The sequence below is a fragment of the Roseomonas indoligenes genome (assembly GCF_017813365.1).
Classification (GTDB): domain Bacteria; phylum Pseudomonadota; class Alphaproteobacteria; order Acetobacterales; family Acetobacteraceae; genus Roseomonas; species Roseomonas indoligenes.
Map to the genome: position 1 here is coordinate 1 of NZ_JAGIZA010000019.1, position 12,791 is coordinate 12,791.

At 69.2% G+C, this 12,791-nt stretch carries 10 protein-coding genes, 1 tRNA gene and 1 pseudogene; 3 read left to right on the forward strand and 9 right to left on the reverse strand.

Annotation, left to right across the window (positions count from 1 at the left end):
• Nucleotides 1–57: 57 nt before the first annotated feature.
• The 3 genes from J5Y10_RS22595 to J5Y10_RS22605 are packed head-to-tail and all read right to left on the reverse strand — an operon-like array spanning nt 58 to nt 1,657.
• Complete coding sequence (locus J5Y10_RS22595; RefSeq protein WP_209376391.1) at nt 58–291, reverse strand: hypothetical protein; 234 nt, start codon at nt 289–291, stop codon at nt 58–60.
• A complete protein-coding gene (locus J5Y10_RS22600; protein ID WP_245214988.1) occupies nt 288–770 on the reverse strand; it encodes a hypothetical protein in 483 nt (160 codons plus the stop codon). The genes J5Y10_RS22595 and J5Y10_RS22600 overlap by 4 nt, the downstream gene beginning before the upstream one ends.
• Nucleotides 767–1,657, reverse strand: coding sequence for an AAA family ATPase (locus J5Y10_RS22605; protein WP_209376392.1), 891 nt, complete (start codon nt 1,655–1,657; stop codon nt 767–769). Before J5Y10_RS22605 ends, J5Y10_RS22600 begins: the two co-directional genes overlap by 4 nt.
• A 384-nt stretch (nt 1,658–2,041) precedes the next feature.
• On the opposite strand from J5Y10_RS22605, the gene J5Y10_RS22610 reads away from it, so the two are divergent.
• Nucleotides 2,042–2,242 carry a KTSC domain-containing protein gene (locus J5Y10_RS22610; RefSeq protein WP_209376393.1) on the forward strand — a complete coding sequence of 67 codons (201 nt, stop codon included), beginning with the start codon at nt 2,042–2,044 and terminating at the stop codon, nt 2,240–2,242.
• Between the two features lie 509 nt (nt 2,243–2,751).
• Nucleotides 2,752–3,701 (forward strand): annotated as a pseudogene (locus tag J5Y10_RS22615) (IS481 family transposase).
• Between the two features lie 117 nt (nt 3,702–3,818).
• On the opposite strand, the gene J5Y10_RS28810 reads toward J5Y10_RS22615, so the two are convergent.
• The 4 genes from J5Y10_RS28810 to J5Y10_RS28585 all read right to left on the reverse strand — a co-directional run bounded on the left by J5Y10_RS28810 (nt 3,819) and on the right by J5Y10_RS28585 (nt 8,830).
• Nucleotides 3,819–6,056, reverse strand: a complete 2,238-nt coding sequence (locus J5Y10_RS28810; protein ID WP_342452997.1) for a site-specific integrase — start codon at nt 6,054–6,056, stop codon at nt 3,819–3,821.
• Nucleotides 6,057–6,128: 72 nt separating this feature from the next.
• Nucleotides 6,129–6,203: transfer RNA gene (locus J5Y10_RS22625), tRNA-Gln, on the reverse strand.
• A 55-nt stretch (nt 6,204–6,258) separates the two neighbouring features.
• Complete coding sequence (locus tag J5Y10_RS22630) at nt 6,259–7,134, reverse strand: 4-(cytidine 5'-diphospho)-2-C-methyl-D-erythritol kinase (protein ID WP_432761263.1); 876 nt, start codon at nt 7,132–7,134, stop codon at nt 6,259–6,261.
• Nucleotides 7,135–7,147: 13 nt separating this feature from the next.
• Nucleotides 7,148–8,830: a tetratricopeptide repeat protein gene (locus J5Y10_RS28585; RefSeq protein WP_209376396.1), complete on the reverse strand. Its 1,683-nt coding sequence runs from the start codon at nt 8,828–8,830 to the stop codon at nt 7,148–7,150.
• Nucleotides 8,831–9,224: 394 nt separating this feature from the next.
• Between J5Y10_RS28585 and J5Y10_RS22640 the strand changes: the two genes are divergently transcribed.
• Nucleotides 9,225–10,367 carry a PA0069 family radical SAM protein gene (locus J5Y10_RS22640; protein WP_209376397.1) on the forward strand — a complete coding sequence of 381 codons (1,143 nt, stop codon included), beginning with the start codon at nt 9,225–9,227 and terminating at the stop codon, nt 10,365–10,367.
• A gap of 266 nt (nt 10,368–10,633) precedes the next feature.
• Here J5Y10_RS22640 and J5Y10_RS22645 read toward each other — a convergent pair whose 3' ends face one another.
• Both J5Y10_RS22645 and J5Y10_RS22650 read right to left on the reverse strand, forming a co-directional pair.
• Complete coding sequence (locus J5Y10_RS22645; RefSeq protein ID WP_245214989.1) at nt 10,634–11,731, reverse strand: alkene reductase; 1,098 nt, start codon at nt 11,729–11,731, stop codon at nt 10,634–10,636.
• A gap of 128 nt (nt 11,732–11,859) precedes the next feature.
• A complete protein-coding gene (locus J5Y10_RS22650; protein WP_209376398.1) occupies nt 11,860–12,789 on the reverse strand; it encodes a hypothetical protein in 930 nt (309 codons plus the stop codon).
• Between the last annotated feature and the right edge of the window lie 2 nt (nt 12,790–12,791).

The following is a 12,791-nucleotide window of genomic DNA, read 5'->3' on the forward strand; positions in this document are numbered from 1 at the left end:
GACCAGCATCCCGACCCAGGCTCCCGATCATCCCGGGAACCACCGTGAACCCCGCCGTCAGAGGGGTCCCGTTTGGACGCCGATCACCCCTCCAACAGGGTCCCTATTCCACGCCGATCCACAACCTGTTTCCAGCCAGGTCTTCAATGCCCTGGTGTTCGACTCCCACTGGTCGACGAACTTTGCCGGATCCAGTCCGCTGAGCCTGATGATGTCCTTAAGGCTCTTGAGTATGTTGTCCGCCACATAGGCGACTGAATGCGTATAAGAATTGACGACGACCGTTGTCATGACCCGAGAAACCCCTTCGGATCGAGTTCGAGGACCGTAGCGCTGGAACCGCCGGAGTTGCCGGACCGCGAGGTCTCCACCTCCTCTCCGGGCGTCCGAGCCGTGATCCTGGTGCCGTGCTTCGCCAGCGCGCGTCGGACCCATTCGAGATCCTCGGCGGGGCAGGGCAGCGATACACGCCAGTCACCCTTCAGGGGATCGAAGCCAAGGGCCGTCTCGTTGGCATCCGAATCATCCAGGGCATCTTCGTCGTAGAGGCAGTGGATGCGGGTCCGTGGACCATCGCAGGTGACGACGATCGGCGCCTGGGCCGGTGCCTGATCGGAGATGACGCTGGCCGCTATCCCTGCGACGGCGAGCAGTTCCCCTCTCGCCCCTTCGGTCCTGCCCTGCACCAGGAGGTCGACGATCGCCATCCAGGTCTGGTGGGCATCTCGGTACGGCGTGCTGCGGAAGGTTCTGCTGGCGACGGTACTCACTTGCCGTCCTCCTTCCTGACCCGAACGCTACGGGCGGCCTTCGCCGCGGCGAGGATGTCGTCGAGGGTGAGCCGTTCGGGATCCATCGCCGTCCCCTTGCTGCTCGCCAGGGCGTTCGCGACCATCTTACGAATGGCGCGTCCATCCAGGCCGACGCAGGCCTCGGCGCAGGCACTGAACCCAGGCTGTGAGGGCAGGCGTCCGATCGGGCCATAGGTTCGGCCAAGTCCGGTCAGACAGTCCTCAAGGATGCGGGCGCAGGCATCCCGGTCCGGCAGGGGGACCTTCACCACGAGATCGCAGCGTGAGGTGAACGCCGCATCGACGGCCTCGGGGAAATTGCTGGTCGCCACGAAGAGGATGTTCGGATTCTGCTCCGCCAGGATGTCCAGCTGCACCAGGACCGCATCCGTCGCGCGATGGGCGTCGATCGGATTCGCCTCCATGCTCATCCGGGAGCGATCGGCGGCTAGCGTTTCCACCTCGTCGAGCAGCACGATCGTCGGACCGCTGGCTGCTGCCTCCACGATGGTCTGGGAGAACAGCTCCGAGACGGCCCTCTGGGTCTTGCCCATGGCATTGCTGGTCAGGCCGTGCGGTTCAACCTCGAGAAGCTGGAACTTCGCGCCCCGGAATGCCTGTGCGGTCCGGTGCGCAAGCCCCTTGGCCAGGGAGGTCTTCCCGGTGCCGGGCGCGCCGACAAGAAGGATCACGCCATGCAGGGGCACGACACTACGGTCGACCTTTCCCCGCAGGGTGAAGTTGAGCATCGCCTGGGACAGCAGTCTGTCCTTGAGGCCGTCCTCTAGGATGATGGAGTCCCACAACGCACCCAGTTGGGCATCTGGGAGCTGGCGTTGGCGATGGATGCCCTTGGAGAGTGACATTTTGGACCGCTCTCGATTTTCTATACCAGTGTAACGGGCACCATATGTAGGAGAACAAATGGAGTCAACACACCACATATAGAAGATCCGGCCTTTCGGCCATGCCGCTAGGCGCAGGAATCCTGGGTTTGCCCCTCAGTCTCGGAGCTGGCGGCAGAACTGGTCGCAGGATCTCTGGTCTGTCGTCGGATACCCGGACAATTTGCGGCCGTAGAAGGTCCGGTCCAGGACGAGGAGGAAGCCTCCCATGGTGTACGGAGGTGAGGGGCCGACTAGGACAAGGAGCGAGGCATACATAGGCGGAAAGCCAATCCTCGATCACTCGCCCCAGCCATGTGCTCCGACTACGTGAAATGGTACGATTTCTGACGAATCGGAGGACCGATGCCCTACGTCAGTTCCTCGGCGATCAGCCGGATCGAGTACGACGCCGCAACTCGTCGCCTGGACGTCTGGTTCACCTCCGGCGGCGACGCCTACTCCCACTATAGGGTCCCCGAGGCGGTCTACCGGGCCTTCCTCGCCGCAGCCCCAAAGGGTTCCTACTACGCCGATCACGTGAAGCCGCACTACGGGGCGCGGTGACCATGTCCGACACGGACCTCGCTCCCTTCACCGGGGGCCTCTGCCCGGCGGTGACCGACAAGACGTTCCGGGATGCCTCCCCAGGGGAGATCGTCTCCGTCCTAGATGATGTGCGGCTGCCTCGTTAGGGGCCGCGTACAGGTAGGGCGGCGATACAAGGCCCAAGATCCCAGAGAGGTAAAGTGCGCCGGGGTTTTCCGGGCGTCACATCCTCGGCGGGATGCAGAGAACAGTACGGATCGGGTCTGTAGGGCCAGGGACCTGTGGACCCTTGCCGGGCTGCCCCTGCGAAAAGTCGAGGACGTCGGGGATTTTGGGCAAACTCATTTTCGTTTGGGCATACTTTTTTAAAATGGGCTGACTTGTTTTGTGGGGAACAACATCTCCTGGCGGGGCGTCAGCCGTCGCTTCGCCAGTTCGGCTACAATGCTTTCCGCAATCTGCCATACTAGATGTTTGGTCCCGGGGTGTGGTGGTACGCTTGACCACCATGCTGCGCGGGACGCGCTATGGGCCAAGTTCTTCACGGATGCGCTCGCACGACGGAGGCGGTTCGTCGCGCGATCCAGCTACAACAAGAGAGCGTAAGGACCCTGGCCCGGCGCTTCGGTGTCAAGCCCACCACGGTCCAGAAATGGCGCAAGCGGGTCACGACGGCCGATGCTCCCATGGGGCCAAAGGAGCCCCGCTCCACCGTACTGACAGCCGAGCAGGAGGCCATCATCGTCGCCTTCCGCCGGCACACCCTGCTGCCGCTGGACGACTGCCTCTACGCCCTCCAGCCCACGATCCCACATCTGACGCGCTCGACCCTGCACCGCTGCCTGGAGCGGCACGGCATCAGCCGCCTGCCCCAGGTCGGCGGGGACAAGCCGGCCCGGCAGCGCTTTGCCACCTATCCCATCGGCTACTTCCACATTGACCTGGCCGAGGTCAGCACCGAGGAGGGCAAGCTGCGCCTCCTTGTGGCCATCGACTGCACCAGCAAGTTCGCCTTCGTCCGCCTCGTCCCGAGCGCGGGTAAAATGGAGGCTGCCCAGTTCCTGCGCGAGCTGATCGCAGCCATCCCCTACCGCATCCACACCGTGCTGACCGACAACGGCGTGCAGTTCACCCCGCGCAAGCAGGACATCTGGGACACAGAGCACATCTTCGACCGTGTCTGCCGCCAACACGGCATCGATCACCGGCTGACCAAGAAGGATCACCCTTGGACCAACGGCCAGGTTAAGCGGCTGAACCGCACCATCAAGGACGCATCGGCAAGCGCTACCACTACGACACCCACGAGCAGCTGCGGTCCCACCTCCAGCTCTTCGTCAATGCCTACAGCCATGCCCGTCGGCTCAAGACCCTGCGCGGCCTCACACTCAGTGAGTTCATCCACCAAACATGGACGAAGGAGCCCAAACGCTTCAGGCTTGATCCGTCAAACCACACCCCGGGACCGTACACTTAGAACTGGGTGTTTCGGAGGTCTGCGTCTTGCCCAAGAGCGAAGCAGCCGACGGCACCGAGGGCGGAGTAACTTCTGCTGCTGTCTCCGAACCCGACCTAGCATCACTGAACCTCAAAGTCATGTATGGGTCGATATCTGTGATCGGATCTGAGGGAGCGCAGCGCGGTCATTCAGCAGCTTCAGATCCAATTCGGGGTACCGAAGCATTTCCATCGCGCTGGCGAGTTCCGCGTTGGATAGGCCGCTGTTGTACGTTCCTCCTGTCATGCTGTTCCCCTGACTATGGCCGAGTAGCGTCCGGATGATCGTTTCAGGAACCTTGGCGGCAAGAAGCCGCGTGTTCACGCCGTGGCGCATGGAGTGGAAGTCCTGGCCCTCCTTGTAGGCGCCCACGGCGCGACGGTACTCCGTCCACCACTGAGTGAAGCCGTGCCCGTAGCGCTTGTCGGGCCCGGCTCGCCTGAAACATGGAAAGAGTAGCCGGGACCCGCCTTGTCGCATCTGCCGGACGTAGTCGAGGAACCCAAGCTGCTTCAGGGCACCGTGAACGGGAATTCTCCGCACGCTGCTCGGGGTCTTCACGCGTGCGCGCCTGCGATCATGGATGGCCCCGATCGACATGATGTCGACGCCATCCTCCCTCACCACGTCGTCAGGCCGGAGCTCGAGGAGTTCCTCCAGGCGCTGCCCTCCATAGAGCGCAACCAGTGGGACCCAGTAGCGAGCATCGCGGACCAAGTTGGTTCCCGCGATGTAGCGCTTCTCGACATCGTCGCCGAAGCCGCTGAAGACCGGCCCGTGGAAGATGGCGGAGAGGCGATCATCCTCAAGCTGCTTGCGGTCAAAGGTGGCGTTGGCCTTGACGTAACCCTTGGTGAACCTGACTGCCACGAAGGGCGTGAGACCTTTCCCGTTAACAACAAGCTGCTCGCCAACCAGGGTCTGGAGGCTGGTAAGGTGCTTGTTGATCGTGGCTGGTGCCATACGCGGGACCCGCGGGGCATCATCTGGTTCAGTTCCGTTGGCAACTGCGGTGCACGACGACATCGCGTCGTCCTCGTCCGCCGCAAGGATGGCCTCCCGGGCAGTCATGTTCCGGTACCGCTCGCCTTTGCCGTGCTGGCTTGGAACACGGCTTAGCTCCGCCACGAAGTTCTGGCAGGTTTTTCTCGTTATGGCGTTGATCTCAAGGTCGCCACAAAGTTCACCGAAGAGGCGCCTGGCCACGTTGTAGTCGCGGATCTGCTTCGCGCCGACTTGGTCGGCTGGGCGGGCTTCAATCGAGGCGATGGCGGCCGCAGACATCTCCATGAAGCGGGGTGCAACTGCAGAATGGTCCGCCTCCATAGGCGCTGACGGTTGCACCACCCCCTGCTCGCCGTCGCTCACCCACGTCGCTGCCATCTCCATGACGCCGGTGTCGAGCGTCACTCCAGGGGCACGACCGGCATTGCCGCTCTGGATGGACATGGCCATGACCGGATCGGCCTCGGGCGCCGGGTACACCCCACGGTCACGGCGGGCGTCCTCGCGCGCGACTTCGGCCAGCACCCGGAGCGCGCACCGAAGCATGATGCGCCGTGTCGCGGGCTCGAAGGTCATGCCCTCCTCGACCTCGAACCGCCCCAGGTGCTCCTCCGCAAGGTCGGTGTCGTTGGCCAGCAGCGCCCTCTCGAAGAAGCGGGCCCGTCCCTCGGCGACAGCCGCACGCCGGGCGCTCTCCCCAAGCAGGCTCGTCCGTATCGGCGCGTGGTCCGAGCCTGCCACCAGGACGGAGGCCAGCTCCCCGGCCACGACGCCGTAGGGCTTGCCCGAGGTGTCGGAGCCGGGCGCGAGCGCCTCCGTGAGGCGTGCCAGCAGCCCGAGGGGGAGAGGTTGGCCGAGAACCCCCGGCTGTTCCGCGAAGGCCCAGAGGTCCCGGCCCAGGTCGCCTCCGACGGTCCACTCCGCCACCGGGGCATCGCTGCCCCTGACACCGGCCGGCCGGGCAGCCCGGTCAGCCTCGCTCCAGGTGACAACGCGGTTGCGGAAGGCCGCAAGGGCCTGCCCAACCGTACCGATCTGCCCTGCCGCCGCGCCCATCTGCACCGCCACTAGCCGTTCGAACTCGGCGTCGAGAAGGGCGGCACGAAGCACCGCCACCCCCCTGTCGCCTGTTCCCAGGGCTATCTGGATGTCCCGAAAACCGCACGTGGAATCGTCGGCCCCGAAGTGCCGCAGCAGGCCCTGGGGCAGCCGCCGCCGCCAGACCCAGCGGCCGCCCCGCAGGGCAAGGTGGACGGTTCGGCGCCGCGGCCGGCGCCGGGCGGCGTGGGCCGTTGTGTGACGCTGTTGTGTGACATCGATGTGTGACACGGGCCGCCGAGCCGCCTCCAAGGGCTGGATCGCCGACGTAAGATGCTGAATCCAAACAGGAATCCGATTCGCTGGTTGGGGCGCCAGGATTCGAACCTGGGAATGGCGGTACCAAAAACCGCTGCCTTACCGCTTGGCTACGCCCCACCGGAGCCGGCCGGAACATGTCCTCCCGCGCGGTCCGCGTAAAGCCCTCCGGCGCCTATCCGTGATGCGCGGCCCCGCCCCAGCGCCACCAGTCCGCCGGCAGCATCCCGGCCGCCTGCGCCGCCGCCTCCGCGTCGGGGAACAGGGCGAAGCAGGTCGCGCCGGACCCGCTCATGCGCGCCATCAGCGCTCCGGGCAGGGCACGCAGCGCCGCCAGCACCTCGGCCACGGGCGGGCAGAGGGTGATGGCCGGCGGCTCCAAGTCGTTCCGCAGGGCCAGGAGGCCTGCCGCCAGCCCTGCCGCGTCCGTCCAACCCTCCGGCAGCGCCGCCGGGGAGGAGAAGCCGCCCTGGCGTGCCCTGAAGACGCCCGGCGTCGCCACAGCCACGCGCGGGTTGGCCAGCACCAGCCCGAAGCCCGGCAGGGCGGGCGCGGGCGCCAGCACCTCCCCGATCCCCTGCATCAGCGCCGGGCGGGAGGCGAGGCAGACCGGCACGTCGGCCCCCAGCCGCAACGCCAGTTCCCGCAGCCGCGCCTCGCCCAGCCCCAGGCCCCAGAACCGGTCCAGCAACCGAAGCGCGGCCGCCGCATCGGCCGAGCCGCCACCGATGCCGGAAGCGACGGGCAGCCGCTTCTCCAGCCGCAGCGCCACCCCCGGCAGGTCCCGCCCCGCCGCCTCCGCCAGCAGCCTCGCGGCCCGCAGCACGAGGTTGTCCGGCTCCGCCGCCAGCCCGCCCGCCTCCGGCCCTTCGAGGGCCAGGGTCAACCCTTCCCCGGGCGCGGCCGTCACCCGGTCCGCGGCGCCGGCGAAGACCACAAGGCTGTCCAGCAGGTGGTAGCCGTCAGGCCGGCGCCCGGTGACGTGCAGGTGCAGGTTGATCTTGGCGGGCGCATCCTCGGCCAGGACCCCGGCCCCGCCCTCTACCAGCATGGAGGACATAGGATCAGCGCAGCGCGGTGGCGGCGGGCAGCCCGTCGCGCATCTTCGCCTCAAGACGCCCCATCTCGCCCGGCTCCGGATCCAGCCCGAGCGCGCGGCGCCACTGGAAGCGCGCCTCGGCCTGCCGCCCGGCGGCCCAGTACACGTCTCCCAGATGATCGTTGATCGTGGCGTTGCGCGATTCCAGTTCGGCCGCCTTCTCCAGCCAGGTGATGGCGCCCTTCAGGTCGCCCAGGCGGAACAGCGCCCAGCCCATGCTATCCGCGATGTTCCCATCGCCCGGCCGGGCCGCCGCGGCCCGCTCCAGCATCCGCCTGGCTTCCTCCAGCCGCTCGCCGCGCTCCACCCAGCCATAGGCCAGGTGGTTGAGCAGCGCGGGCTGGTCCGGCGCCAGCGCCAGCGCCTGGCGAAGGTCGGCCTCCGCCGCAGCCCAGTCCCCGGCCTGCTCCCGCGCCATGGCGCGGGAGAAGAACAGGGGCCAGTCCGCCGGGCCCGGCTGTCCCAGCCGCCCGATGGCCGTGCCATAGGCCGCCACGGCCTCGGCCCCCCGTCCCTGGCGGCGCAGCATGTCGGCCAGGGCCAGCTGCGGCTGCGGCGCCTCCGGATAGGCCTCCGCCAGGCGTCGCAGCAGGACCATGGCCTCCTCGCCCCGGCCGAGCCGGCCGAGCAGCGCAGCCCGGCGCAGCACGACGAAGGGCGCCATCGGGTCGTCGGCGGAAATGCCCTCCAGCACCGTCAGCGCCCCCGTCACGTGCCGCTCGTCGGCCATGCTTTCGGCTGCCAGGATCCCGGCGGGGGCAAAGCCCGGCCGCAGCCGCAGCGCGAGGCGGGCGAGAATGAGGGAGAGCTCCGGCGCCCCCTGCCCGCGCAGCGCGGCCCCCAATGCCACCTGCGCCTCCGCCATCCCCTCCACTGGGGAGGCGACGGCCCGGCCCGACAGCGCCGCCCGGCGCGCGGCAGGCCCCGCGGTCATCGCGATGTCGTCGGAACCCACGGCCATGGCGTCGAACAGCCGGGCCCCATCCGCCTCCCGCCCCGCGCGCGCCAGGATGCCGGCGGCGATGGTGGTCAGCCGCATGTTCGGCTCGTCCGCCTCGGCCACGGCGATGCGGATCAGCCGCTCCGCATCCCGCGGGCGATTGGCGGTATCGGCAATCATCGCCCCGTGCAGCGCCGCCACGCCGCGCAGCGGCCCGCTCTCCGTGAAGGGCCGCAGCGTGGCCAGGGCCGTGTCGGGGTTGCCGCGCCCCGCCTGGGTCCAGGCGAGCAGCAGCGGCTGGAGGATCTGCGCGCTGCCCTGGCGTGGCAGGGCGCGGATGCGCGCCTCCGCCCGGTCCCACCGCCCGGCCTGGGCATCGGTCCCGGCCAGCAGCAGGGCGGCCAGCTGGCTCTCCGGCAGGCGCCGGGCCAGGCGCACCGCCTCTGGCCGCCCGTCCATCACGGCGGCGTTGAAGGCGCGGGTCAGGATCTCCGGCTCGTCCGGCTCGGCGCCCAGCGCGGCCAGAAGCGCATCCGCCGCCACCCCGGCATCGCTCTCATTCGCTGCTAGCCGGCCGGCCAGATAGGCGCCGAACACGCCCTGCGGCTCCGGGGCAGGCGCCGCGGCCGGGGGCGGCCCACCGCGCCGTGCGGGCCCCGGGGCAGAGGAGCCGGCCTGCGCCACCACCGGCCCCCCCTCCTCCGCCATCGCCGGCTGACCCCGGCTTTCGCCGGCCGCGCAGCCCGCCAGCAAGGCGGCTGCAAGAAGCGCGGCCCGCCCGCCCGGCCCGCGTCCCAGCCTGGATCCCGCCCCGAATCTCCTGGGCCCCCTACCCAAGGAGGAGAGAAGGAAGGACCGCTGGGATACCTCGAAGGCCATCATGCGGCGCAGCGTAGGATCACCCGCCCGTGAGACGCCAGCCTTGCCTTGCGTCAGGCCACCCGCGGAAACCCCGTGTTGCATTTCCGCGATGCCGCGCCCGGGCCAGCTTTGCAGTGCCCATCGCGATTCTCACACACTCGTTCTCTCAATGTTCTTGACGGCCCCGGGCACCTGACCCCAAATCACGGAGAACAAGCAGTGAACCCGATCGGAGGCCACCATGCCGGACGGCAGCCTGGGCAGCCCTCTCCTGAACCGTGGAAACACGAGCCGTGACGGCACCCTGGCGGGCCTGCGGCGCGGCCGCGGCGCCGTGTCCAACCCGGCCAACCGCTTCGAGCGCACCCGCGCGGACGCCTTCGACGATGGCTGGGGCACCCTGGCCGAGGCAATGGCCGACCTTCCACCGCTGGCCACCAGCCTGACGCGGGATGCCTCCCGCTCCGCCCTCGCCTGGAACGACAGCCCGGACCTCGGCTTCGACCGGTCCATCAACCCCTATCGGGGCTGCGAGCACGGCTGCATCTACTGCTACGCCCGTCCCAGCCACGCCTGGATCGGCCTTTCCCCCGGCCTGGACTTCGAATCCCGCCTCCAGTTCAAGCCCGAGGTAGCGAGCCTGCTGGAGAAGGAGCTGAGCAAGCCTGGCTACACTCCCCGTCCCATTGCGCTCGGCGCCAACACCGACCCCTACCAGCCGGTGGAGCGCACCCTTGGCCTGACGCGGCAGGTGCTGGAAGTGCTGGACCGCTTCAACCACCCCGTCACGGTCGTCACCAAGTCCGCCGGCGTGCTGCGCGACCTGGACATCCTGACCCGGATGGCTTCCCGCAACCTCGTGCAGGTCTGCCTCTCCGTCACCACGCTGGACCACCGCCTGGCCCGCATCATGGAGCCCCGCGCCGCCACCCCGCTGCGCCGCCTGGCCGCGATGCTGGAGCTGCACCGCGCCGGCATCCCCGTCGGCGTCCTCGCCGCCCCCATGATCCCCGGCGTGAACGACGCGGAGCTGGAGAAGATCCTGGAAGCCGCCCATGCCCACGGCGCCCGCGCCGCCGGCTACGTGCTGCTGCGCCTGCCCCTCGAGATCCGCCAGATGTTCGAGGACTGGCTGAACGCGCACATGCCCGACCGCGCCGCCCGCGTCCTCGCCCTGGTCCGGGAGACCCGCGCCGGAAAGACCTACGACTCCCGCTTCGGCACCCGCCAGACCGGCACCGGCCCCTATGCCGACATGCTCGCCCGCCGCTTCGCCGTGGCGATGAAGCGCCTGGGCCTGGACGGCGCGCGGGAGAACGGCTCGTTGGATTGCAGCGCCTTCGCGGTGCCGCGGGCGGAGGCGCGGCAGTTGGAACTGCTGTAGCGCGGATGACCCAGGGGGCGCTGCCCCCTGGACCCCCGCCAGGAGCCTGAGGCTCCTGGACCTACATCGGGCTGCCGCGGAACTGACTTGATATGTCAGCCTTCCGCAATCTGAGTCCGTCCTGCCCTTGCAGTCGCCTCGGCTCCACGAGCCGAGGCGCACCGTCAGCGAAGCAGGATCAACTCGAAGAGAAAGATGATGGGGAGAGGTCCGGGGAGAGGAAGAATTCCTTCTTCCTCTCCCCGGGACAGACCATCAGCGCCGGATCAGGCCGCCAGCGCCGGGTAGTCCGTGTACCCGTGCTCGTCCCCGCCGTAGAAGGTCGCCTTGTCCGGCGTGGCCAGCGGCGCGCCGGCCTTCATGCGCTCCACCAGGTCGGGGTTGGCGATGAAGGGCCGCCCGAAGGCGATCAGGTCGGCGCGCCCCTCGCGCAGCGCGGTGTCGGCCAGGGCGAAGTCGTAGCCGTTGTTCAGCATGAAGGGGCCGGCGAAGGCCGCCTTCAGGGCCGCGTAGTCGAAGCCCGGCACGATGTCGCGCGGGCCGCCGGTCGCGCCCTCGATCATATGCAGGTAGGCCAGGTGGAAGGGCGCCAGGGCCTCCACCGCGCGCTTGAAGAGCGGGAAGGGGTCGCTGTCACTGGCGTCGTTGGCGGGCGTCACTGGGGAGAGGCGGATGCCCGTGCGGTCGGCGCCGATGGCGTCCGTCACGGCCTGGGTCACCTCCAGCATGAGGCGAGTGCGGTTCTCGATGCTGCCGCCATAGCGGTCCGTGCGCTTGTTGCTGCCGTCGCGCAGGAACTGGTCAATCAGGTAGCCATTGGCCGCGTGGATCTCCACGCCGTCGAAGCCGGCCTCGCGCGCGTTGCGGGCGGCGGCGGCGTAGGTGGCGACGATGCCGGGGATCTCGTCGATCTCCAGCGCGCGCGGCTCCTCATGCGGCTTGAAGCCGGCCTCGGTGAAGGCCTGGCCCTTGGGCGTGATGGCGGAGGGGGCAACAGGCTTCGCGTGGCCGGGCTGCAGGTCGGGGTGGGAGATGCGGCCGACATGCCAGAGCTGGGCGACGATCTTGCCGCCCTTGGCGTGCACGGCGGAGGTCACGGCCTTCCAGCCCTGCACCTGCTCCGGGCTGTGGATGCCGGGTGTCCAGGCATAGCCCTTGCCCTGCTGCGAGATCTGCGTGGCCTCGGAGATGATGAGGCCGGCGGAGGCGCGCTGGGCGTAGTAGGTGGCTGCGGTGGGGCGGGGCACATCCCCGGCCAGGGCGCGGCTGCGGGTCAGGGGGGCCATCGCCACACGGTTGGCGAGCGCGATGGCGCCGATGCGGGTGGGCTGGAAGAGCGGGCTGGCCGCGTTGTCGGTGGGCAAGGCTGCATCCTCGGATAGGGGCCGGGCAGGAAGCCAGGCAATCACGGGGCCATCTGGGGCGCGCCCGCCGGGGATGCACGGGGAAGGGGCGGGCATGGCAGCCATGCCCCCACCCCTCTACCCGCGGGTTATCCCAGGAGTCCCATGGCCCCGCGCCCGGGCGGCAGGTTCGTCACCCCCGCAGCGCGTGGGTTCCACCACCAGCCGCCGCCGGGGCCCACCACCACCCCGGCCTGGAAGCGCGGAGCGGGCACGTAGCGCGCCTGCCCGGCCAGGATGGCGGCGCCGCGCGGCGTGGGGGCATGGGGCGCGTCGCGCCCGATTAGGCGGCGCGTTCCGGTGGACAGGCGTTTCACCACATCGCGCAGGATCAGGTCGGTCAGGGGAAAGACGGAGTCGCCCGCCTCCAGGGCGCGCAGCAGGGTGGCCTCATCCCCCGCACCGGCGGCCAGGGCCTGCATCACCCGCCGCTCCGTCAGCCCCAGTCCGTCCGTGACCCAGGGCAGGTCCTGCAGATGGCGGCGCATGGCGCGGGCCAGATGCGGCAGGGGCAGGGCGCGGCGGGAGAGGCTGTCCAGCGCCGTCGGGTCTTCCGCCGCGAAGGCGCGCCAGGCCTCGGCGCCGGCCTCCACCGCGGACCAGGGCAGCGGCTCCGGCACCAGCGCCTCCAGCTCCGCTTGCGGCAGGTGGGCGAAAGGGCGCACTCCGTCGGCGGGCATCAGGAAAAGGCGGCCGGCAAGGTTCGGCCATTCCGCGAGCAGCGACAGAAGGCGGATCAGCACCGCCTGGTCCCAAAGGTCGTGCTCGAACCACAGCAGGATGCGGCCGTATTCCGGCAATCCCCGCAGCGCCAGGTACTCCGCGCCCAGCCGCGCCCGCACCGCGCCCACGTCGTGCACGTAATGCCCCGCCACGAAGGCGGCGCGGCGGGAGACGTATTCCCCGGGAAACTCCCCGTGCACCGGCCCCTGGCAGACGGGATCGGCGAGGCAGAGGTAATCCCCCGGCACGCGCCCGCGCAGATCGTCGCCGCAGCGGATGGAAGCGGTGGCCTCCACCG